Consider the following 20,463-nt stretch of genomic DNA (forward strand, 5'->3'; position numbering starts at 1 on the left):
TGTCTTTAGTAAAGAGTACATGTCGTGACTAGACCTGCCATCCCGATGGAAATTCAAAGAGCAGTGTTAATTGAGGCAGGACACCAGTGCGCGATTCCTTCCTGCCGGCACCCAAGAGTTGAAATTCATCATATTGTTCCGTGGGCTAAGTCAAAAAAACATGAATACCACAATCTAATTGCTTTATGTCCTAATTGTCATACTCGTGTTCATGATGGTGATATTGACCGAAAGTCGTTAGTTAAGTATAAGTCTGCATTGGTTTCGGCTATTCGCGATTTGGGAGATTCGGCATTCAATCATCCTATCGTAGAGATCAAACGGCGGATCTATAGCATTGATGCCGGTAATCCGGAGTTTTATTTTGACTTCGAGTTTCCGGATTTTTGCAATAAGGATGTAATTATTGCATCAAAAAATATAGAGGCATGGGGCGTCGAGTTGCTCGAGGCTCATAATTCGACCATTGAGAGTAATAAGAAGTACGCAGTTGATAATGGCTGCAATTGCCGCGGAACCTACCTGGTTGGACGGTACGAAGTAAAGCGTAGGGATTCAGATGTTCTTAGTGTCCGATACACGATAAATGGTTTTTTAGGTGGTGCACACGGTTATAGAGAGACTAGGGCCCAAAATTTTCTCTTATCACCTTTCACGCCTTTAACTCTGGATTATCTAATTATTGATGAAGAGTGTTTGGGTAAGTTGTCTGCTCTAATACAGCAAAAATTCTCAAAGCAGAGTCCAGAGTTTAATGGAGAGTGGCTTATGTCAGGAACAATGCCAGAATATATTGCTGTAACTCCATTCGTTGTTGGGCAATATGGAATAGATTTCATATTTGCAGAGTACCAAGTGGCTTGCTATGCTTTGGGTAGCCCAGAAATACATGTGTCATTCTATGAGTTAGATGGTATTGCCAAGCCAGAAATTATAACTATCTTATGCGAGTATTGATGTGAGTTGATTCTCGGCTACGTGCTGTAGAGTGGGTGGGGGCGGGCGTTAGCCCGCTCCTATAGTTATTATTGATCGCTATAAACCTTTTTTGTAAGCACGTGAAAGCTCAGAGAAAAACTCTTGCCTAAGTCGTAGAAGCTCTTCACGTGCGTTGTCCATATCCTCTTCGGTTAAGCCAGGCTTTCCAACATAATATGTGCGCCGAAGCGTTTTTAAGAAGTTTGTGTAGCTCCTAAGTTTGACTGATACAGGCTCTAACCCAATTAGAAGCAATTTCGATTCGGCAATGGTCACGTTTTTTGCTTCGCTAAAGTATTCTGTTTTGACAAGTTCTAGTTGCTCAGCTCTTTCTTTTGGCCATCCTTTATTTAAATTTTCTACACGCACACACTCGACTACTAATGCCCAGTACTTTAACGCGACGTGCGAAAATTCTTCAATGTGCGCGGCGACCTGTTCTAGAGCGTCATAACGTCTTTTTACAACATCCTTCTTAGCGTCATGGTCATGATTCAGCTTTGTGACCACATAAGTGCTTGCAAAGCCGATCAGTCCGCCAAGACCAATTTTTATTGAGGTGTCTATTACTTCGATTACTGTAGTTGGCACAATGAACTCCATGATTGATTATTAATAATGAAAATTGACTTTTCCACCTCTCTTGACGATCAACGTAGTTGGAGGCGATCAATTTCTCCTTACCTTTAGGCGTAGTATCGGGCGTAAACCATGGCCAACCGGCGTCTCTCTGCCGAAACGCTCGCCTATGGGTTCCGACAATACCAGAACGTGACTTCTATCACTGAAATCGAGGCTGATGTCTAAGCATATCTGGCTGGCCGCTTGCCCAAATCTGATGGTGGACACGGTGATGGCAAATGAGTAGTGTCACCTATGCTTGTATCGAACAAGGGCTAACAGGGCGACCAGGAACATTTTGCAACACGCCATCGCGTTGAAATCGCGACGTGGCATTTCAATGACAGCTGGCTTCATGGGCGAGACTTATGCCAAGTTTTGTGTGGGATAGAGACACAGAGGATGCATGGAATGAACCTTATGAGTATGGGGGGCAAGAGCAATTCCATCGAGAGGCATGTAAAGTTTTGTCATCAATAAAGTGTCATTATGCAGAAAAAGATATGCACTTTGATCGTGATGAACAGACCCTCGACAAGGCTATATGGCTAATACAAATAGACGCCTTAGAGGCGCTAATAGATGCCTTGAAATTAACAGAGGAAAAGAGGCACCGAATTGCCTCCCGCTTATTTCGCGATGCGGTAGAAACAATGGATATTTCAGCCTACTTTTATTTGGCCGGTGACGGAGCTAAGAAAGATCTCGCGAAGTGGTACAATAATGAAGTCATTCCACATAGAGTATTTAGGGAGTTTATAAAAAAATTCGAATGCCAAGATAAAGCCAAAAAGTTAAGCAGTCTTTACAGCGATCTAAGTAAGTATACTCATAGGACGCATAGTGCGATAACCAAAAGCTACTTGCTCGGCAGAAACAATAAAATAGCCTATGATGGATTTTCTGAGTCTGGATTTAGAGTACTTCCGCATGTAATATCTCTTTCTTATGCGATAATCGCAGCGTTAATCAAAAGATTCATTACGATTGCTGAAAGTAGCCATCAAATCGACTCTGCCAAAGTTCGCGATATTTGGGAGGCGTCATTGGAGAAAGAAACGGTACCAAGACGTTTTGGTCGAGGGCCAGGTCAGCTATTGCGAAGCGCTCCTGTCGCATTTGAGCTAAAGTTGGATGAGAGTTAACTCACTTATTCCTAATTTGCTGGTGAGTTGAGCGTCTGTTTTATACCGAAAGCGGCCATCAAATTTTGCTGTTAAAACAACTTAGTTTGCGCATCTTTTTCACCACTTCGGTTTGGAGCTGTCGGGTGATTTTGTATGTAAAGGCAAGCAGCAAAAAGGGCCCCGATTGGGCCCTTTTTCAGGTGAAGCTGCTTTTACTTTTTCAGCCATCCTTCGACTACATCGGATCCGTGTTCTGCTTTCCACTCTTTCAAAGCTTTGTGGTTGCCACCTTTGGTTTCGATCATTTCACCGGTATTCGGGTTTTTGTAGACCTTGAGTTGGCGTGGTTTGCGTGTGCTGACGGCGGGAGCGGCAGATTGGCGCCGTGCACTGGTTTGCGGATCGAGTAGGTTGATGATGTGCTTCAGGCTGAAACCATACTGATCAAGCAGTTTGCGCAGCTTCGTTTCGAACTCGATTTCTTTCTTCAGTCCATCATCACCTTTCAGTGCTTCCAGTGCCTGGAGCTGTTCAGCGAGGTGTTTTTCCAGCTGACGGTATTCTGCAAGTTTGGACATTTTGATTTCCTTGTTCTGGGCTGCTGTACGTGATTATTAGGATAGTCACGATGGTTACAAGTTCAGCACTATTTTCGGCGATTCAGTTGGCTATCGATATGCGCCATTTCCGATTTAATCGCGTTGAGGGTTAGCGTTTGTATCGGACTAGCTTTGCCCGGCCCTGCGTTGATGGTCTTCAGCAGGGCATTGAGGTGGGCCTTCCGAGTTTTGAGGGAGTCAGGCCAACTGGCGCTGTTCTGTACTGGTTTGTTCATTACTTTCATCCTTGCGTTGTTCTTGATTGCTCATGTCTTCGGACTGCTGAGGTACCGGTAGGCCGTCGAGCTGGATTAAGTCCCTGGCGCGGTATTGGCGCGAGCGAGCTGATAGCTCTTCCCACGTCCAATTCCCAAAGTTCTCGCCTTGCTCTGGAACGGCAAGCTTCATAAGTCCAATCTGGTCACGGCCAATCAGGTTGTAATTCGCCCAAAGCTTTCCGCCCACCTCGAACAACGTTTTTGCGGCCTCGTTCCACTGCTCTTCTAGTACCGTCTGCGAAAGCAAAAGGGCTGTGCGCTCTATCTCTTTATGCTTTATCTGTGCTTCTGCGATGTATTTATCTACGGTGATCAGCTCCTGCTCCAGCGCAGTCATGATCAAGTGTTGCCTCCGGTTATGTTCGGCGGCGGTTGCCAGATTCTTTGCCGCCTTTTGCGCGTCGGCGTTGGCGGTCTTCTCGCCTTCGGTATCGCCCCACGCAACGGCCTGTGCGTACGCAGTGGCAGCGTCCGATTCAGCTTGGCGGGCGTTAATCATGTCCTCTTCCGCCTGTTGTTGGATCTGTTCCAGGCGGGTGCTGAGGCTTTGACGCTTTTCGTTAAGCTCCTTCTCATCAGCCTTCCAGTTATCCATCGCCTCGATGTAACCCGCCATCAGGGAATCGCAATTGGCGAGGTTCTCACGGCGACTGATCTTCCTATCCAAAATGTCGGCGTTGTTTTTGCACGAATCGAAATTCCGTTTCAGCTCGTTGTACCTGTCGCGGAGTTCGCGCTCCTGAGTCGGCTCGATGGTTTCCTCGCTTTCCAGCACAGCCTCAAGGGGCTGTAGTTCGGCATGCAGTTGGTCGGCCTCGCTCAGCAGATGGTCGCGACGGTCTTTCAGGTTTTGAATCTCGTTCATATGGTTGGTCTCTGTTCAATTCGATTATGGGTTTGTTGAGTGGCTGGCGAGGCCGGGAGCAAGCCGGCGCTACCTCGATCAGCAGAAATGCCCTCAGGCAGCCCGAGCCTCGCTCTCATCCATTCCCGGAATCGTCTTCACGATGTAGCAACGTTGCGTGCCGAGGCCGGGTAACCGGATGAGGCTCGACGCCTTACCGTCCTTGCCCGGCTCCAGAACACCGCGTTGCAGCAGCTCCTTGTTCACAGCGTTGATGTTCATGCCTCGGAAGATTTCCGAGCGCCATAGCTCGGGAAGCACGTAATAGGTATTGGCGGTGTGAAGGGCGTCGCCCAAACCGTGCTCCAATGTTTTACGAAAGCCGAGTCGGTCGATGGTGCGCGGCCCGTGCTCATCGATTTTTGCCGCCGCCGATTCCCAGCGCGTGAAACGGCTTTCGCCAAAGCGCTCAATGACCTGGCGCAGCCGCGCCAAGATCGCATCACCCTCGAAGTTCCCGGCTCCGCCTCGCTCGTTCATCCATGCGTTCAGACACACGCGAGCGGCGGTAGTGGCAGTCCCGTCGGGCCAGCCGGTAATCCCCATCGCGGTAGCCAGCTCACCCGCTGCGGCCGCGAGGCCAAAGCGAGCGGCGGCCCGGTACGCTTGTCCGCTGGCCGAGGCCGGTAGCGACTGGGCGATAAACCCTTCCAGCGTGCGGCGCAGGATGGCGGACCAACCGTGACGTTTGCCCGGTTCGCACAGCGCTGTGAGGAACGCAGTGAGTGGAGTGCCGTAATACTTCGCTACCCGTGCCTTGAGCGCGTCGGCCAGTGCCGCCGCATCCTCAAAGCTGTTGAGTGCGTCGAACATGCCGAGGCCTTTGTTCGCATCGGCCGGGACCGCGAGCATGCGTACTTCCATGCCCGCTTTCAGTTCCTTGTTGGCTTCGGCCATGTGCTGAGCCAGCGTCTTCTCTCCGGTGGAGAGAAACAGCAGACGCCACTCCTGTACCTGTCGGCCTGCTTGGCCTCGGTCATTGGCGCGTGCCTTGCCGGTGCCGTTGCCGAGCATGTAAACCGTCTCGCCTATGATGCGCGGATCGCACATGCCGATTTCATCCAGCACCAAAAGGCCGTCGGAATGCGCGGCGGCGATGGATTCCAGCGCGTTGTCGGTGGAGCGCCAGGAGCGCACCAGACGCGGCCCGCCGTAGATCGAAGCGGCGACTTGCAGGTGCGTGGTCTTGCCGCCTGAACTGTCGCCATACAGGTGGAACCCACCCGACTCATGGCCGAGCATGTGCAGCAGCGGGCCAGCAAAGGCCACGCCGACGACGAATGCCAATCGATGATTGCCGACGCACAATGCTCCGATCTGCTCTTGCCACTGTTCAAGCGTGCCCGCTTCGCTGATCGGCGGAAGCTGAGAACCGGCCTCGTAGAAATGCAGGTGTTCGCTGTGCGCGCCGACCTGTTGCTCGGGCAGGAGGAAAGCGCTGTCGTGCCAACCCAGTCGGGTGACCAGTCGTGCCCGTTGCGCGCTGTCGAAGCCGCCTAGGTAACTTTGTAGGTCATTGCGTGCATTGCGTCCGGAGCGACTACCGGCGAGACGCAAACCCATGTCCACCAGCGGGCCAAGCACGTCTTTGCCGAAGTCGCCGGTCATGGTGCGCGCCGGGATGTTCCAGCGTTTTTTGGCGCCGTCTGGATCGTCGAACTCGACCAGTAGGCCCCAGTTCTGACCTTTGTCATCGCGGGTACGGGCGAGTATTTCCAGAGGCGAACACACCGGCCTCGCCTCGCCGTCATCGCCCGAATAAAACACGCCTTCTGACGTGAGTCGAAAGCCTCCGGGCATCAGGTCATTTTTCGGCTTAGAGGGACGCTTGGCTGCTGCTTTTGCCTTCGGTTCCGGCTTGGTCTCGACCCGCTCAAGCTCCAGCTTTTCGACAACTAAACCGAATAGTTCCCCGCTGCTTTTGAGCCCGGCGAAATGGGCAGATGTCCAGCCTTTGGCGAGTGCATCAGCGGCATCGTCACCGTCGTCCCATTGACCACCTTTGGCGAACTCTGCGGCGCCGTTCTTCAGCATAGGCTTGCGCTTGAACAGCTCCAGCGCGATGACCTGCACCGAGGCGGCGCCGACCTCGCGCAACTTGTCGGCGACGGTTTCCATGCAGGCTTTGCCACTGACATCGTTGTCCGGCCACAGCAACACGTCGCGACCTTTGAGCGGTGTCAGGTCGGCTTTGTGCCAGGAGTTGGAACCGTTCGGCCAGCAGGTGGCCACGTAGCCCGGCAACAGTTCGGCGGCGGCATCGGCAGCTTTCTCGCCTTCGCAGAGAACAACCGGTGCGTCAACGCGTTGGGCCAGTTCATCAAGGCGCAATAATGGGCGCGGATCGGGCAGACCCTGCCAGCGCCATTGCTTGGTTTGGCCATCGGCGCGCTGACACCATGTCAGTGGTGCAAAGACCTTCTTCGGCCTTCCGTCTGCATCGGGGGCGAGGTCGAAGCGGTAGAGCGCCATGAGCGGCTGGCCCTGCACATCGCGGTAGATCCACATCTTGGATGGCGCACCGTGTTGCCGATGCTTGGCTGGGCACTTGTTCATGGCCTCGGGCGGGACTGGCTGAATGGCAATCCACTCAGGTGCTTTTGTCTTGGCGGGCGCTGGCTTCGCCTGGGCGGCGCCGGGCGATACGTTGAGCAGGTCTGCCAGTTTGTTGCAGGCCTCTACATCGGTGCCGCCGTCCAGATAGCGCACCAGATCAATTATGTCGCCGCCCTTGTCACCGGTGGCGAAGTCGGCCCACGTACCCTTGCTCAAATTGATCTTTAGAGAACCGGCGCGCTTGTCGCTACGGGTCGGATTCGGAGCTGTGTATTCCTTGCCGCCGTCGACGCGCTTCCCGTTGGGCAGCCGTTGCGACAGGACACAATCAATGTCTTTCAGCGCGGCGGCTTTCACGTCGGCGAAGCTCGGACGTTTTGTGTTGCTGTTCGGGCGTTGACTCATGTGTCTGCCCTCGGCAAAAACAGCGCGTCGTTGATGTCATCGATCAGGGCTTTGGCCATCTCGCCCAAGTACAAAGCTGGCCAACTGAATCGCTCGCCGTTGTCGCTCATGGCGGCGTCGAGGTTGAGCTGGTTGGCGTGATGCTGAAGCTGCGAAACCATCTCCAGTGCGTTTTCGACCGGAACACCGGCATTGACCCGAAACAGCTTCAGGTCGGTGGCGTTGACGCGGGAAAAAGTGGCGTGGCCAAGAGTGGTGGAAGTGTTCATAGCGCACCGCCTTTCTGCGCAGCAGGCGTAGAGGTGTTATCGCCGTGCAAGGCGAGCGTTTTGATCAGGCCGAGGGTGCCGCGCACGTCCCAAAGAACGGCGGCAATGATGTGATTGGCGAGGCGCGAGGATTCGCTTTCGAAGTGATCCTCCAGCAGCGTCAGCACCGAGTCGGCGCGATCAATGGCGCAGGTGATGGCGTCGATAGGTACACCGGCTTCTGCTTTCGGATTAACGCAGAGCAGGTCTTCAGGCAGGGCACAACTCAGGGCGTTGTTCATTGGGCATCGCCTGCGGTTTCGAGTGCGCGGGCTTTGGCCATGTGGTTGTTGTAGCGGGAGAGGCGTGTAGCGAGGCTGGAATTGGCGTGTAAAGCGGCGAGAGCCATTGCACGGTGTGCAGCGGCGCGATTTTTGAACGGATTGAGGGCAGGCATAGGTGACACTCCAAGTTTGAAGAAGGAGCTGCCACTGATCGTCGCCAAACGATTTAAGGTGACAGCTGTGCGCAGGTTGGCGAACCGGGAACTTGGAACCCGGCAGACCCAAAGGTCTCCCACGCACAGCTGCCATAACACGATACGGCAGGCACAAAAAAAGCGCCTGCTGTCGGATGGGGCGCCTGTGCGCCAAGTAACTCGGGTCGCCAAACCCGGTCGCTGAATTTGCAGCGACGACCAGAGAGTAACGTCCGATTTTTGAAAGTGCAACTGCGTTGATGACTTGCGGTTTTTTCAGGTGCGGCATACATTGTTCGTGCATGTAGATTTACCTCAACGCCTCCGGATCGCTCCCGGAGGCGTTTTCGTTTCAGGCATGGGCTTCCCAGCGCAGGGACAGGAGGGGCAGGAAGCCACCGTTGAGCATGGATCGTGCGTCTTCGTAGGCTTGCGTTTGTTGGCCTTCATCGACGATCACGGATCCGGTCTTTTCGCAGTGGAGGGAAAGGGCGCACCAGGTGCCGTCGGCCCAGCTGAGTACACTGACCACGCGGCCTTGCTTGTCCTGTTGGCTGCGATAGCGCTCAAGGCGCTGCATGAGGCGGGGCGAAAAGCCAATTCGGCGCAGTACCGAAAACGGGTGCATGAAAGCGTTGTCCGCGATCTTTCGGCTCATGCTGCCTCCTGCGCGGAGGCAAACAGCGGCGGCGGTGTTTCGCCTTTGAGCCAAGCCAAGATCTTGCTGTCCTCGGCGCAACGTCGGCGGTGTTCGACAGCCAGCGAATCACGGCTCTGTGCGAGGCATTCATCCACATGCTGGGTAAGATCTGAGGTCAAGCGCATGTCGTGGTGAAGGCGCTCGGTTGCGGTTTTCTCCACGGCGAGATCCTCATCCGTGATGCGTTGCCAAACCGCCGGATCATTCGCGTACCCCGCCGATTGATCCACCAGCCAGTAGGTAACCCAGTCGCTCATGCCACGCGATTTCAGCGAGGCGAGCCGGCTTTGGCTCATCGCGAAATAACCCGTGCCGTGGACACTCGAAAACTCTCTGCGCACGGCATTTTTGCGGATCAACTCGGGCAGCTCCCAAGGATTGGCTTTGAGTGGAAGCACGAGACCGTCAGGGCTGAAAAAGAATGCTTCCTGCTCATCGCCGTTCCAGCTCACGCCTGCGATAGTGCGATGACGCCAGTTGATCGCGCCGGGTTGATACAGACGGAATCCGATGCTGTAGGAGTCGAGAAATGGCCCCTTGAATGGGCAGTGGCTACGTTTCATGCGGCCACCTGGTCACGCGCCTCGATGCGGCTGCGTGCCCACGCTTGGACTTCAGAAAGAACCCAGGCGACAGGTGCACCGCGTGCGTTGCTGTTGCTCAGTTTGACGGGCTGGGGGAAACCGCAGTCGGTGCGCTGCATGAGTTTGTAGATGGTCGAGCGCTTCATCCCCACAATACCCTCCACCTCGCGCATGCGAATCAGGGTCGAAGCGGCATCAAACAGTGAAGGGTGGTTTGGGGGTGTCTTGCGGGGAAAATCGGTGACAGAGGTGTTCATAGGTATTGCTCTCGATTGATTTGGACTGACGAGAGCAATGGTCTAGAGATTGGTCGGCGGTGAGCAGTTCACTTCCATTTGAAATTTCAGTTACAGCACGAAATTGCGCTTGAGAATGCCCTCCACGCTTTTGCGAGCCAGCACTTTTTCAGTCTCGGGAGTTACCCACTCAGGTCGCTTTGGGAGCGGTTTGGCGATTTCACGTTTCAGCCAGGCATGCACGGCTGTTGTGACGCTTCTTATTGGCATGCCCTTCGCTACATAGTGGTCGGCTTGCTTCACTATTGCAGTGTCTCGGGCGTTGACCTCTTGGCTTCGCTCCATGCCGCTGAGGATGCCGCCTTTACTGCGGATGGCTGACCTCATCGCTTGATCAGCGAGAGGCGTCAGTTCGTCATCGATCAAACAGGGCAGAGTGGTGATCGGTTCTAAACTGAAAACATAATCGTCGAGTGCCTCAGTGCGCTCGTTCGTATCGATCTGTGACTCAACAAACCGGCAGTAGAGATCCCATGACCAGTCGGTCGGTACTTCTTTGATATGTAACCACACAGCGTCATCAGCGGCGCGCATCCAGTTGCTCAGAACTCCAAGCGCTTTGACGGCACAGGCCATGATGTAGGCGGCGTGCGCTTCGCGATCGGTAGCCGAGTTGCAAGCGCTGTATTGGCGGACCCAATGAGCGAGACGGTTTCTTTTGTCAGTAGAGGCGTATTGGAAAATGGTCTCTTCGCACATCGTTGTCTTGATGCACATACGGCTCAGATCGACATCGATGCCCTCGGGTTGAATACGTAGGCAGCACTGATCGATCAAGTAGCACACATCTGCGAGCTGCTCACTGCAGAGATTGTAGAGTGGTTGCGCTGATAGATAGTCGATCAGTCCGGCTGTAAACGCTGAATGAAATGCAAGTCGCTGATCAGTCATCACCAAGAAGCTCTGGCAATGTGTAGCAATCGGCCCCACGCCCTAGGTTTTGCAAGCGTAACCAGCGAAAAGCGCTGATAAATCTGCGTGTCTCGAACACGTGCCCTCAGCGACAGAAGGCTAGTATTCGCGTTACACGATTGGCGGGCGTTACATCGGGTATAAGAGCGGTCTTGAATTCGTGTAACAGGCGTGAGAGTCAATGAATTCCGGCGTTTGGCGGAGGTCGTTACACGCGTAACACCTGTAACACGGATTTTGGAGGGGATATGGATGCGCACGTTCATACCACCTTATCGAACTGTTTGTGAATGAGTTTTCCAGTTGCCAACTGATCTAGGTAATCGGCATACCACTGCATCATCTTCACTCTGTGATCGAGATATTGAGCCTTGTTGTAGATCCCAGATATTCCCTCTTCTTTATGAGCGAGTTGTGCTTCAACGTGTTCCTTCGGCCAGCCGTGTTCTCTGAGCAAAGTGCTGGCGGTATGGCGAGTTCCGTGGCCGACCAAGCGACCTTTATAACCAACCGTCGCGAAGACCTTGTTGATGGTGTTTTCACTAATGGTCGGGTTTTTAGCTCCGACGCCGGGAAACAGCCATCGACTGCGCCCGGTGAGGCAATGAAGTTCTTTGAGAGCGGAAAGCGCTTGCTCAGGGAGCGGACACACAAAGTCCCTGCGCATCTTCATCTTGGCGGCAGGTATCGTCCAAATCGCTTTATCAAGGTCGAACTCTTTCCATTCAGCTAAACGAACCATACCCGGTCTCGAAGCCGTCCATATGCAAAGCCATGCTGCAGTTCGGGCTGTCAGTCTGCTGGGTGTGTTTTTCAACGCGGTTAGGAATTCGCCGAGTTCAGGTTCAAGCAGATGGAGATGCTGTTGAGTCTTTGGTGCTTGAGCGGCGATATCACGAAGACGGCTACCCGGATCGTTTTCGGTCAAACCCAATCCAATGGCTCGCCCGAAGATCTGGTTTATCCAAGTGCGGCACTTCTCAGCGACGTTGTGAGCATCTCTAGCTTCTATGGATGCTTGAAGGTCTGCGCAATCTGTGCGGGTAATCTCGTCTAGGGGTTTGTCCCCCAGCGCAGGAAGGATGTCCTTGTCGAGGTACGTTCGGATCTTATTTAGGGTAGAAGGTGCAAGGCCCTTTTCTTCTTTTGCCTTGAGCCAAGCATCGGCAGCCGCTCGGAAGGTTCGAGCTTTAGCGGTATCGATTGCAGCTTTTGCAGATCGCTTTTGTTCGAGAGGGTCGGCACCGCTACTCACTACTTTGCGTAGTTCGGCAGCTTTGTCCCGTGCCAGTGCACCACTTACTTCAGGGTAGCCGCCGAGCCCCATCCAAGCCCAATTGCCCGCCGGACGTTTGTAGCGGAGCTGCCAGGATTTACCACCATCAGGTTTGACCCTGAAGTAGAGGCCGTTTCCGTCCAACTCCCGGTATTCCTTTGATTCCGGCTCCAGTCCCGCGAGTGTCGTGTCAGCGAGAGGGCGGCGCTTGATGTCTGCGCGCTTCATCCTTGTATCCCAAAGTTCGGTATTTTTCTCAGGATACAAGCAGGGATACAGGGATACAACGGATAAGGGGAGACAGGGGTAGACAGACAGGCACAAAAAAACCGGCCAAGTTGGAAGACTTGAAACATCGGCTGCTACAGATCACGCAATCGTCCGAATGGAAACACTGCGGCGCGCACACCTTGCTGTTGCAACATCGTTACCTGCTGCAAAGCACCACCGAGTGGCTGTTGGGCGATGTGATCGAAGAAATGAACATCACCGAGGGCGGCCTGCAATACCGCGTGGACTTGGGCCGCAAACAAAACACCGGCCTGTTCCTCGACATGCGCTACGGCCGCGACTGGGTGCGGGCCAACGCCAGAGGCAAGCGGGTGTTGAACCTGTTTGCCTACACGTGCGGCTTTTCAGTCGCCGCCGTCGAGGGTGGCGCCGAGCATGTGGTCAATCTGGACATGTCCAGCCCGGCGCTGAACCGTGGCCGCGACAACCATCGGCTCAACGGGCATGACATGAGCAAGGTGAGTTTTCTTGGCCACGACCTGTTCAAATCCTGGGGCAAGGTGATTGGCAAAGGACCGTATGACCTGGTGATCATCGACCCGCCGTCTTTTCAGAAAGGCAGCTTTTTGCTGACCAAGGATTACCAGCGTGTACTGCGGCGCTTGCCGGAATTGCTCACCGGTGAAGGCACGGTGCTGGCCTGCATGAACGACCCGGCGTTCGGCCCCGAATTCCTGATTGAAGGCGTCATGCGCGAAGCACCGAGCCTGCGCTTTGAGCGACGGCTGGAGAACCCGCCGGAGTTTCCGGATGCCGATGAGGCGTGCGGACTCAAGGCGTTGGTGTTCACCTTGGCTCAATGAAGAGTCCCGTGTGAGCGGGCCTGCCCCAGGCTTGTGTGCTCAGCGCGGCTGCAATACCAATGCAAACAGTTCGCCGTGCCCACTCACATTGAGCTTGTGATAGAGGTTGCGCCGATGCACCTTCACCGTTTCCGGCGAAATGCCCATCTGTTGGGCAATCGCCTTGCTGGAGAAACCCTGAAGAATCAGGCGCGCCGTTTCGATCTCCCGCGCCGACAAGCGTGCGTCGAAGCGATCCAGCAAGTTCGCGAGATCGCCGGCCACTGACTCGACCACCGGGCCTTCTACCGGCATCAATTGCTGGTGACGCTGAATCGCCGCCAGCACCCAATCGCGCACGCACAGCAAGCGGCCCTGCTCTTGCGGGGTAAAGCGTGTCGAGCGCCCCAACGACAAACCGAGCACGGCGCCGTCAGTGTTGACCATGAACTGCAACTCATCGACACCGACCACCGAACTGAAGTAACTCTGGTAGTACTCGCTGTGCTGGAACTGGTCCGGGGCGACTGATTCCAGGCTGTGCAGGCCACTGGCAATACCCGCGCATGCCGCTTGATAAAACGGATCGAGCAGGTACATGCCGGCGCTGTAGTCGGCCAGTTCTTCGTGCTCGGTGGCGCCCCCTTTCGAGTCGAAATCGATCAACAGCTGCGGCACGCGCCCGGCGCGCATCACCGCCACCAACGCGTTGTCCAGCGGCACCAGCAACCGCAGGGTGTCGACTAGCGCGCGCCAGAAACCGTCCTGGCCCAACGCGCCAAATACCCGCGCCAGCCCCTGGTGTACCGGCAACTCTTTCAACAACGCGTCCACGCACTACCCCTTTCGAGTAACCCATGATGGGAATGGGTGAGTTCCCCGCCTGCCGATACGCTGCAAGCACTTGTTCATCACCGGCCTGCAGCAGGCCAGGAGTGCCGCATCATGAGTCGTCCCCTTCCACAGATCAATCTCGCACTGAGCGCCTGTTTGTGTGTTTCGTTGACGGCCATCGCCGCTGAGGGGCCGACGGTTCATGTCTACAACTGGTACGACTACATCGGCCCCGACACGCTGCACGATTTCAAGCGCGACACCGGGATCGAGCCGGTCTACGACACCTTCGACAGCGCCGAAGTGCTTGAAGGGAAACTGCTGACCAGTCGCAGTGGCTACGACGTGGTGGTCGCCAGCAACTTCAGCCTGCCGACCCTGATCAAGGCCGGAGCGCTGGCGCCGTTGCCGCGTGCGCAAATGCCGGACTTCAAGAACATGGACAGCGATCTGCTGGCGAAACTGGCAAACAACGATCCGGGCAATCAATACGCCGTGCCGTATCTGTGGGGCACCAATGGCATCGGCTACAACATCGACAAGGTCCGGGCCGCGCTGGGCGACAAGGCGCCGGTGGACTCCTGGGACCTGGTGTTCAAAGAGGAGAACCTTGCCAAACTCGGTGAGTGCGGCGTGGCGATGCTCGACTCGCCCTCGGAAATGCTTCCGGTCGCCCTGCACTACCTGGGCTTGCCACCCAACAGCACCAACCCTGAGGACTACAAAAAAGCTGAAGCGTTGCTGCTCAAGTTGCGTCCGCACATTACCTACTTCAACTCGTCAAAATTCATCAGCGACCTGGCCAACGGCAATATTTGCGTTGCCGTGGGCTGGTCTGGCGCGATGCTTGAAGCCAAGACCAACGCCGAGCAGGCGAACAACGGCGTGAAGATCGCCTACAGCCTGCCCAAGGAAGGTGCTCCGGTCTGGTTCGACACGCTGGTATTGCTCAAGGATGCACCCAACCCGGCGCAAGGCATGGCGTTCATCGACTACCTGATGCGTCCCGAAGTCATTGCCCCGGTCAGCGATCACCTGTCCTACCCCAACGGCAATCGCAGCGCCACCGCGCTGGTGGCCGAAGCGACCCGTAACAACCCGGCGGTGTACCCGCCCGCCGAAGCCATGGCCACGTTGTTCACGCTTCAGCCCCTGCCGCCGGCCACTGAACGCGTGCGCACACGGATCTGGAGCAAGGTCAAAAACGGCCAATGACCCCTGGTCCGAGCGCTTGAGCACAGATTGCTCACGCCCCCTTTTTTCTGTCACACCTTGAAAATGAGAGAAACGATGAAACCACGTGCCCGCGACCTGAACATCTCGTTCGGCCAACTGCAACCTGGCCCCCTCAACGCCATCACTGATGTCCCTGGCGTACGCGTCGGCCACAGCGACGTGCGCGGACGCAGCGCCAGTGGCCGCGACATTTACACCGGCGTCACCCTGATCGAGCCGCGTGCCGGCTCGACCAACCAGCAACCGTGTTTTGCCGGTGTCCATGTACTCAATGGCAACGGCGACGCCACAGGACTGGAGTGGATTCGCGAAGCCGGCTTGCTCACCAGCCCTATCGCGTTCACCAACACCCACAGCCTGGGTGTGGTGCGCGATGCGCTGATTGCGCTGGACCGTGAGTCCCAGCCCGATGACGGTCGGCTTTACTGGAACATGCCGGTGGTGCTGGAGACGTTCGACGGCCTGCTCAGCGACATCAACGGCTTCCACGTCAAACCCGAACACGTCGCCCAGGCCCAGCGCAACGCCGTGGGCGGACCGGTGAAGGAAGGCGCGGTGGGAGGTGGTAGCGGGATGATTTGTCACGAGTTCAAAGGCGGCATCGGCACATCCTCGCGTCTCCTGAGCAAGGCACAGGGCGGATGGACCGTCGGCGCCATCGTCCAGGCCAATCACGGTATCCGCAACGAACTGCGCGTCGATGGCTACCCGGTCGGGCGTTACATGGAACAGGCCGATTCACCTTTCCTCAGAGCCTCGCTGCCTTACCCGGGGATGGGTTCGATCGTGGTGTGCCTCGCCACCGACGCACCGTTGCTGCCGCACCAATGCACCCGCCTTGCACAGCGCGCCAGCCTCGGACTGGCGCGCACCGGCGGCGGCAACGAAGACCACAGCGGTGACATTTTCATCGCCTTCTCCACTGGCAACGACCACGTGCCGCCAGCCGCTTATGAAGGCAAAGGTGCGCCCACGTGCAACAACCTGCGCATGGTCAACAACGATCACATCAGCGAGTTGTTCCTGGCGGCCACTGAAGCCGTGGAAGAAGCGATCATCAACGCCCTGCTGGCTGCCGAAACGACTGAAGGCAACGGCCACACCGTGCCGGGCCTGGACGCCACGACACTGCACAAGGCGTTGCGTCGGGCAGGTTGGCCGGGAGACGGCACCGTCTGAACCGCCGTTTCGCCTTGGCGCCCGGTACAACGCACCGGGCGCACATCGGTCTATTTCTCCAGCACCACCAGCGGTGAATCCTTATTGACGATGTAGGTCGCCAGTTCCGAGCCCTTACCGTCACCAATGTTTTTCGCCACATGCGCCGTGCCTGCCGGGATGTACAGCGAGTCGCCAGCGTTCAAGGTGACCGCTGCCCGGCCTTCGAGCTGATACTCAAACGTGCCCGAGATCACATAGGCGACCTCCACGCCCGGATGGGAATGTTTGGGCGACGCAACGCCCGCGTCGAAATCGACTCGCACCTGAATCACCTCACCCTTGGCCACATCAAGCTCCTGGCGCACCAGGTCGGTTCGATGCAACCCGGCCTGCCAGTTTTTCGCCGGGTTGACGGCCTCTTGAGCCTGCGCCACGGCGCCGAATGCTATGAGCGCCGCCAGGGTGATGCCGAGCAGGCCAGTGGTGTTGCGGGGATTGAAACGGGACATCGCAATGCTCCAGTCAGTGCGCGGTAGAACCGCACGAAGTTGGCCGCGAAGGCGGTGACTGCATTACGCGGATTGCGTGTATCAGGCAGGTGTCGAGGACAGTGGGGATTTGTATGCGAAGTTGGCTTGAAGGGCGCCAGATACACCCGAATACAAGCCGGCAGGTCCGATAGCGCTTTTCCATCCTTCAGCCGTTTGCCAAGGATGAAATCAGTCTAAAAACCCCGGCCCGACACTGGCAGGCTTTGCTAGGCTCAAAGGTGTAGGTGAAGACGCAGACTGATGCGCAAGAGGATAGCGAGGAGGCGTGGGGCGCGCTCCTGAGGGTACACGGTTAGAAAGATCCCCGCGCTGGGATCCAGCCCTTATGCCGTGTGAAGCAGGACAGCACAAAACTGTTCTGTCAGAGGCCTGATAAACCTTGTAAGCCAGAGACCAGCGCTGGCCACCTACTCGATTTCAAAGCCCGCCCTGTGCGGGCTTTTTCGTGTCGCGCGGTGGGTTACGCGTCTTGCCATTCGTCGCCGCGCTCGCTTTTTCCCTTGAATTCGACGGGTAACCGCACAACGTTGCGTTCGGCGACCACCTGATCAAATCAATGAAACAGAGGAGTAAGCGATGACCACGCACACTGAAACCGCGATTCTGGCCGGCGGCTGCTTCTGGGGCATGCAGGATTTGATCAGGAAACAGAAAGGCGTGCTGTCGACACGCGTCGGTTACTCCGGCGGTGATGTGCCCCACGCCACGTACCGCAACCACGGCACCCACGCCGAGGCGATCGAGATTGTGTTCGACCCGAGCCTCACCAGCTACCGGCAGATCCTCGAGTTCTTCTTTCAGATTCACGACCCGTCGACCGCTAATCGACAGGGCAACGACATCGGCCTCAGCTACCGCTCGGCGATTTTCTATCTGAATGAAGAACAGCAAGCCGTCGCCGAGGACACCGCCGCGGATGTCGACGCTTCGAAACTGTGGCCCGGCCGGGTCGTGACCGAGATCGTCGCCGCCGGCCCGTTCTGGGAAGCGGAGCCTGAGCATCAGGATTACCTCGAGCGTTTGCCCAACGGTTACACCTGCCACTTCATTCGGCCGAACTGGAAACTGCCGAAACGCGCATGACGCCAACATCCCCGGGCTCCAGCGACGGAACCCGGCGATTGCTTGATTCAATCAGGTATTGGTTTTCAACTTGGTCCACAGCCGCGTGCTCAACCGTGCAATCGCGGCGGGCAAGTCCTCGACCGTGAACAACTTGTCCATCACGCTTTTCGGCGGGTAAATCGCCAGATCCTGTTTCACCTGCGGATTGACCAGCGCATCCGCCGCCAGGTTCGGATTGGCGTAGTGGATGCTGTTGCTGATGTTGGCGATCACGTCCGGTTTCAACAGGTAATTCATGTAGGCGTAGCCGTTCTTCTCGTGCGGCGCGCTTTTGGGCATGACCACCATGTCCATCCATAACGTCGAGCCTTCGTCCGGAATCGAGTAAGCGATCTCGATGCCATTCTTCGCTTCCTTGGCACTCGCTGCCGCTTGCACCACGTCGCCGTTGAAACCGATCACTGCGCAGATGTTGCCGTTGGCCAGGTCGCTGATGTACTTGGACGCGTGAAAGTACTGGATGTAAGGCCGGATCTTGAGCAACGCCTGTTCGGCTTGTTTGTAGTCCGCCGGCTCGTGGCTGTGCGGCGGCAGGCCCAGGTAATTGAGGGTGATCGGCAGGATCTGCGTCGGGTTGTCGATGATCGCCACCCCGCATTCGCTGAGCTTCTTGATGTTGGCTTCATCAAACATCAGCTTCCACGAATGCGTAACGTCGGTGGTGCCAAAGATCGCCTTGATCTTCTCGACGTTGTAACCAATGCCGGCGGTGCCCCACATGTAGGGATAGCCGTACTGATTGCCCGGGTCAATGACCTCGAGCTTTTTCATTAACGCCGGATCAAGGTTCTTCCAGTTGGGCAACTGGCTCTTGTCCAGCTTCTGGATCGCCCCGGCCTTGATCAATCGCGACAGAAAATGGTTCGAGGGGCTGACCACGTCGTAACCGGTGTTGCCGGTCATCAGTTTGGATTCCAGGACTTCGTTGCTGTCGTGGATGTCGTACGTCGCCTTGATCCCGGTTTCCTGGGTGAAATTAGTCAGCGTGTCGTCTGCGATGTAGCCGTTCCAGTTGGAAATGTTGACCGTTTCGGCCGCCTGGCCGACCGTCGAAATCGCCGTGAGCGCGAGCATCAGGGAAAGCGTGTTGAGCTGCATGTTGAATCACCTTTTTGTTGTTCTGTGATAACCGGAATCTAGATTTCTGTCCTGGCCCGCACGGCCTCGACGCGCATCCGTACGAAGGCGCCGATGTCGAGCAACGGGCGCGGCGGGAGCCAGCCGGGCTGGGCTCGACGCATCACCGAATCGAGCATCGGCGAGCCAATCCCCGACGCCAGTTCGGCGAGCAATCGGCCCCACAGGGTGCCGCGCGCCACCCCCGAACCGTTGCAACCGGCCACGGCGTACACGCCCTCTTCCACCCTGGAAAAATACGCTTGCCCGGAGCGCGAGGCGCTCAAATGTCCGGTCCAGGTGTGTTCGATGTCCTGCTCGGTCAGCCACGCGAAGCGCCGCTGCAACCCGAGCACATGGTGTTGGCGCCGAACGCGCAGTTCACTGCCGGACAAGTCCCGCGAACGGTATTCGGCGGTGTTGCGGATCATCACCCGACGATCCGGCGTCAACCGCACCGTGGCGCCCAATGGCCGGGGCGACAGCACGCCCCAGGGCTCGGGACTGCCGATGTTGCGAAATTCCTCATCGCTCAGCGGCCGGGTGAGGCTGGCGCTGAGTTCCATGGCAAAGGTGCCGCTGTCCTGAATGCCGGCGCGCGGCACAAAGGCGTTGAGGCAGACCAACACCTGTTTCGCCTCGATGCTGCCCTCGATGCCGTTGGCACGCAGACGGCCTTTGCCCAGACGTTCGAGGCCGATGATGTCGGTGTTTTCGTAGACGATCACCGACTCCGGCAGCGCTTCCAGCAAGCCTTTGACGTACTTCGCCGGTTGCAGCAACGCGTTGCCTCTGCCGCACCAGATCGCGGCGCGGTAGTGCCGGGTGCCAAGCTTTTGCATCAGCGCCTCGCCTTCCAGAAACTCGGCGGTTGCGCCCAAGGCACTGAGTGTTTGCAACTTGGCGTCGACATGGGTCAGCTTGCCGGGATCGTTGACCGCGAAGAAATAACCGGCATCACGCCAGTCGCAGTCGATGCCGTGACGGGCAATCATCGTCCGCACTTCGGCACTGGCGGCACGGGAAATCGAAGTGTCCACTTCGAACCCGGCGAACCCCGGACTGCCGATCAATTCTTCACTGCCTGGGTGTTCGTGGGCCACCACAAAACCGGAATTGCGCGCCGAAGCACCCTGCGCCGCACGTTGCCGATCCACCACCACAATGCGCGCCTGCGGGTGCAATTGCGCCAGCGCATGGGCGGCGCTCAGGCCGGTGATGCCGGCACCGATCACCAGCCAATCGGCTTTTTGCGAGCCCTTGAGACGATCACGCGAGGGCGCGCTCCCTGCTTGCGCGATCCAGCCACATTCATTTTTCATGCGTCACCTGTTCTCTTGTTCTGCCGGCCTCGCATGCACTCATCGCATAGGCGATGAGTGATGATGGCCGCGTGCACTAGAAT

General features: G+C 56.5%; 21 protein-coding genes and 1 pseudogene. 6 read left to right on the top strand and 16 right to left on the bottom strand.

Annotated elements, in window-relative coordinates; translation table 11 throughout:
* Positions 1-24: 24 nt before the first annotated feature.
* A complete protein-coding gene (locus ACQKP4_RS02560; RefSeq protein WP_427630115.1) occupies positions 25-957 on the top strand; it encodes an HNH endonuclease in 933 nt (310 codons plus the stop codon).
* A gap of 78 nt (positions 958-1,035) precedes the next feature.
* Here ACQKP4_RS02560 and ACQKP4_RS02565 read toward each other — a convergent pair whose 3' ends face one another.
* Complete coding sequence (locus ACQKP4_RS02565; RefSeq protein ID WP_427630117.1) at positions 1,036-1,569, bottom strand: hypothetical protein; 534 nt, start codon at positions 1,567-1,569, stop codon at positions 1,036-1,038.
* A gap of 398 nt (positions 1,570-1,967) precedes the next feature.
* Between ACQKP4_RS02565 and ACQKP4_RS02570 the strand changes: the two genes are divergently transcribed.
* Positions 1,968-2,744, top strand: a complete 777-nt coding sequence (locus ACQKP4_RS02570) for a hypothetical protein (RefSeq protein WP_427630119.1) — start codon at positions 1,968-1,970, stop codon at positions 2,742-2,744.
* Between the two features lie 194 nt (positions 2,745-2,938).
* Here ACQKP4_RS02570 and ACQKP4_RS02575 read toward each other — a convergent pair whose 3' ends face one another.
* From ACQKP4_RS02575 to ACQKP4_RS02625, 11 genes are all read right to left on the bottom strand, one after another.
* Positions 2,939-3,304: a histone-like nucleoid-structuring protein, MvaT/MvaU family gene (locus ACQKP4_RS02575; protein WP_427630121.1), complete on the bottom strand. Its 366-nt coding sequence runs from the start codon at positions 3,302-3,304 to the stop codon at positions 2,939-2,941.
* 219 nt (positions 3,305-3,523) lie between these two features.
* Positions 3,524-4,468 (bottom strand): chromosome segregation protein SMC, encoded by a 945-nt coding sequence (locus tag ACQKP4_RS02580; protein WP_427630123.1) that lies wholly within the window; start codon positions 4,466-4,468, stop codon positions 3,524-3,526.
* A 93-nt stretch (positions 4,469-4,561) separates the two neighbouring features.
* Entirely contained in the window at positions 4,562-7,468 is a 2,907-nt protein-coding gene (locus ACQKP4_RS02585) for a DUF927 domain-containing protein (RefSeq protein ID WP_427630124.1), read from the bottom strand.
* The gene (locus tag ACQKP4_RS02590; protein WP_427630126.1) at positions 7,465-7,737 is read right to left on the bottom strand and encodes a DUF3077 domain-containing protein; all 273 of its coding nucleotides are present in this window, start codon (positions 7,735-7,737) and stop codon (positions 7,465-7,467) included. Before ACQKP4_RS02590 ends, ACQKP4_RS02585 begins: the two co-directional genes overlap by 4 nt.
* Positions 7,734-8,018, bottom strand: a complete 285-nt coding sequence (locus ACQKP4_RS02595; RefSeq protein ID WP_427630128.1) for a hypothetical protein — start codon at positions 8,016-8,018, stop codon at positions 7,734-7,736. The genes ACQKP4_RS02590 and ACQKP4_RS02595 overlap by 4 nt, the downstream gene beginning before the upstream one ends.
* Positions 8,015-8,173, bottom strand: coding sequence for a hypothetical protein (locus ACQKP4_RS02600; RefSeq protein ID WP_427630129.1), 159 nt, complete (start codon positions 8,171-8,173; stop codon positions 8,015-8,017). The genes ACQKP4_RS02595 and ACQKP4_RS02600 overlap by 4 nt, the downstream gene beginning before the upstream one ends.
* 373 nt (positions 8,174-8,546) lie before the next feature.
* The gene (locus tag ACQKP4_RS02605; protein ID WP_427630131.1) at positions 8,547-8,852 is read right to left on the bottom strand and encodes a hypothetical protein; all 306 of its coding nucleotides are present in this window, start codon (positions 8,850-8,852) and stop codon (positions 8,547-8,549) included.
* Complete coding sequence (locus tag ACQKP4_RS02610; RefSeq protein ID WP_427630133.1) at positions 8,849-9,457, bottom strand: hypothetical protein; 609 nt, start codon at positions 9,455-9,457, stop codon at positions 8,849-8,851. Before ACQKP4_RS02610 ends, ACQKP4_RS02605 begins: the two co-directional genes overlap by 4 nt.
* Positions 9,454-9,735: a helix-turn-helix transcriptional regulator gene (locus tag ACQKP4_RS02615; protein ID WP_427630135.1), complete on the bottom strand. Its 282-nt coding sequence runs from the start codon at positions 9,733-9,735 to the stop codon at positions 9,454-9,456. Before ACQKP4_RS02615 ends, ACQKP4_RS02610 begins: the two co-directional genes overlap by 4 nt.
* A gap of 90 nt (positions 9,736-9,825) precedes the next feature.
* Positions 9,826-10,665: a hypothetical protein gene (locus tag ACQKP4_RS02620; RefSeq protein WP_427630194.1), complete on the bottom strand. Its 840-nt coding sequence runs from the start codon at positions 10,663-10,665 to the stop codon at positions 9,826-9,828.
* Between the two features lie 283 nt (positions 10,666-10,948).
* Positions 10,949-12,190, bottom strand: coding sequence for a tyrosine-type recombinase/integrase (locus tag ACQKP4_RS02625; protein ID WP_427630136.1), 1,242 nt, complete (start codon positions 12,188-12,190; stop codon positions 10,949-10,951).
* Positions 12,191-12,294: 104 nt separating this feature from the next.
* Between ACQKP4_RS02625 and ACQKP4_RS02630 the strand changes: the two are divergent.
* Positions 12,295-13,056, top strand: a pseudogene (locus tag ACQKP4_RS02630) (class I SAM-dependent methyltransferase); the annotation flags it as partial.
* A gap of 39 nt (positions 13,057-13,095) precedes the next feature.
* Here the strand turns inward: ACQKP4_RS02630 and ACQKP4_RS02635 are convergent.
* Positions 13,096-13,869: a helix-turn-helix transcriptional regulator gene (locus ACQKP4_RS02635; RefSeq protein WP_427630138.1), complete on the bottom strand. Its 774-nt coding sequence runs from the start codon at positions 13,867-13,869 to the stop codon at positions 13,096-13,098.
* Positions 13,870-13,980: 111 nt separating this feature from the next.
* On the opposite strand from ACQKP4_RS02635, the gene ACQKP4_RS02640 reads away from it, so the two are divergent.
* Complete coding sequence (locus tag ACQKP4_RS02640; RefSeq protein WP_427630140.1) at positions 13,981-15,084, top strand: extracellular solute-binding protein; 1,104 nt, start codon at positions 13,981-13,983, stop codon at positions 15,082-15,084.
* A 75-nt stretch (positions 15,085-15,159) separates the two neighbouring features.
* Positions 15,160-16,284, top strand: a complete 1,125-nt coding sequence (locus ACQKP4_RS02645) for a P1 family peptidase (RefSeq protein ID WP_427630142.1) — start codon at positions 15,160-15,162, stop codon at positions 16,282-16,284.
* A gap of 50 nt (positions 16,285-16,334) precedes the next feature.
* Here the strand turns inward: ACQKP4_RS02645 and ACQKP4_RS02650 are convergent, their stop codons facing one another.
* Positions 16,335-16,775, bottom strand: coding sequence for a cupin domain-containing protein (locus ACQKP4_RS02650; RefSeq protein WP_427630144.1), 441 nt, complete (start codon positions 16,773-16,775; stop codon positions 16,335-16,337).
* Positions 16,776-17,393: 618 nt separating this feature from the next.
* On the opposite strand from ACQKP4_RS02650, the gene msrA reads away from it, so the two are divergent.
* Positions 17,394-17,900, top strand: coding sequence for a peptide-methionine (S)-S-oxide reductase MsrA (msrA, locus tag ACQKP4_RS02655; protein ID WP_427630146.1), 507 nt, complete (start codon positions 17,394-17,396; stop codon positions 17,898-17,900).
* Positions 17,901-17,951: 51 nt separating this feature from the next.
* On the opposite strand, the gene ACQKP4_RS02660 is transcribed toward msrA, so the two are convergent.
* Together ACQKP4_RS02660 and ACQKP4_RS02665 are read right to left on the bottom strand one after the other, a co-directional pair.
* Complete coding sequence (locus ACQKP4_RS02660; RefSeq protein ID WP_427630148.1) at positions 17,952-19,040, bottom strand: polyamine ABC transporter substrate-binding protein; 1,089 nt, start codon at positions 19,038-19,040, stop codon at positions 17,952-17,954.
* Positions 19,041-19,078: 38 nt separating this feature from the next.
* Positions 19,079-20,380: an NAD(P)/FAD-dependent oxidoreductase gene (locus ACQKP4_RS02665; RefSeq protein WP_427630150.1), complete on the bottom strand. Its 1,302-nt coding sequence runs from the start codon at positions 20,378-20,380 to the stop codon at positions 19,079-19,081.
* Positions 20,381-20,463: the final 83 nt, after the last annotated feature.

The organism is Pseudomonas sp. NPDC086278 (assembly GCF_050280905.1).
GTDB lineage: Bacteria > Pseudomonadota > Gammaproteobacteria > Pseudomonadales > Pseudomonadaceae > Aquipseudomonas.

Excerpts from the sequence above, each read along its gene's own strand:
- ACQKP4_RS02590 (WP_427630126.1), bottom strand. The coding sequence starts at position 7,737 with ATGAACACTTCCACCACTCTTGGCCACGCCACTTTTTCCCGCGTCAAC.
- ACQKP4_RS02605 (WP_427630131.1), bottom strand. The coding sequence starts at position 8,852 with ATGAGCCGAAAGATCGCGGACAACGCTTTCATGCACCCGTTTTCGGTA.
- ACQKP4_RS02595 (WP_427630128.1), bottom strand. The coding sequence starts at position 8,018 with ATGAACAACGCCCTGAGTTGTGCCCTGCCTGAAGACCTGCTCTGCGTT.
- ACQKP4_RS02570 (WP_427630119.1), top strand. The coding sequence starts at position 1,968 with ATGCCAAGTTTTGTGTGGGATAGAGACACAGAGGATGCATGGAATGAA.
- ACQKP4_RS02575 (WP_427630121.1), bottom strand. The coding sequence starts at position 3,304 with ATGTCCAAACTTGCAGAATACCGTCAGCTGGAAAAACACCTCGCTGAA.
- ACQKP4_RS02585 (WP_427630124.1), bottom strand. The coding sequence starts at position 7,468 with ATGAGTCAACGCCCGAACAGCAACACAAAACGTCCGAGCTTCGCCGAC.
- ACQKP4_RS02645 (WP_427630142.1), top strand. The coding sequence starts at position 15,160 with ATGAAACCACGTGCCCGCGACCTGAACATCTCGTTCGGCCAACTGCAA.
- ACQKP4_RS02620 (WP_427630194.1), bottom strand. The coding sequence starts at position 10,665 with ATGACTGATCAGCGACTTGCATTTCATTCAGCGTTTACAGCCGGACTG.
- msrA (WP_427630146.1), top strand. The coding sequence starts at position 17,394 with ATGACCACGCACACTGAAACCGCGATTCTGGCCGGCGGCTGCTTCTGG.
- ACQKP4_RS02660 (WP_427630148.1), bottom strand. The coding sequence starts at position 19,040 with ATGCAGCTCAACACGCTTTCCCTGATGCTCGCGCTCACGGCGATTTCG.
- ACQKP4_RS02640 (WP_427630140.1), top strand. The coding sequence starts at position 13,981 with ATGAGTCGTCCCCTTCCACAGATCAATCTCGCACTGAGCGCCTGTTTG.
- ACQKP4_RS02665 (WP_427630150.1), bottom strand. The coding sequence starts at position 20,380 with ATGAAAAATGAATGTGGCTGGATCGCGCAAGCAGGGAGCGCGCCCTCG.
- ACQKP4_RS02625 (WP_427630136.1), bottom strand. The coding sequence starts at position 12,190 with ATGAAGCGCGCAGACATCAAGCGCCGCCCTCTCGCTGACACGACACTC.
- ACQKP4_RS02615 (WP_427630135.1), bottom strand. The coding sequence starts at position 9,735 with ATGAACACCTCTGTCACCGATTTTCCCCGCAAGACACCCCCAAACCAC.
- ACQKP4_RS02600 (WP_427630129.1), bottom strand. The coding sequence starts at position 8,173 with ATGCCTGCCCTCAATCCGTTCAAAAATCGCGCCGCTGCACACCGTGCA.
- ACQKP4_RS02650 (WP_427630144.1), bottom strand. The coding sequence starts at position 16,775 with ATGTCCCGTTTCAATCCCCGCAACACCACTGGCCTGCTCGGCATCACC.
- ACQKP4_RS02610 (WP_427630133.1), bottom strand. The coding sequence starts at position 9,457 with ATGAAACGTAGCCACTGCCCATTCAAGGGGCCATTTCTCGACTCCTAC.
- ACQKP4_RS02580 (WP_427630123.1), bottom strand. The coding sequence starts at position 4,468 with ATGAACGAGATTCAAAACCTGAAAGACCGTCGCGACCATCTGCTGAGC.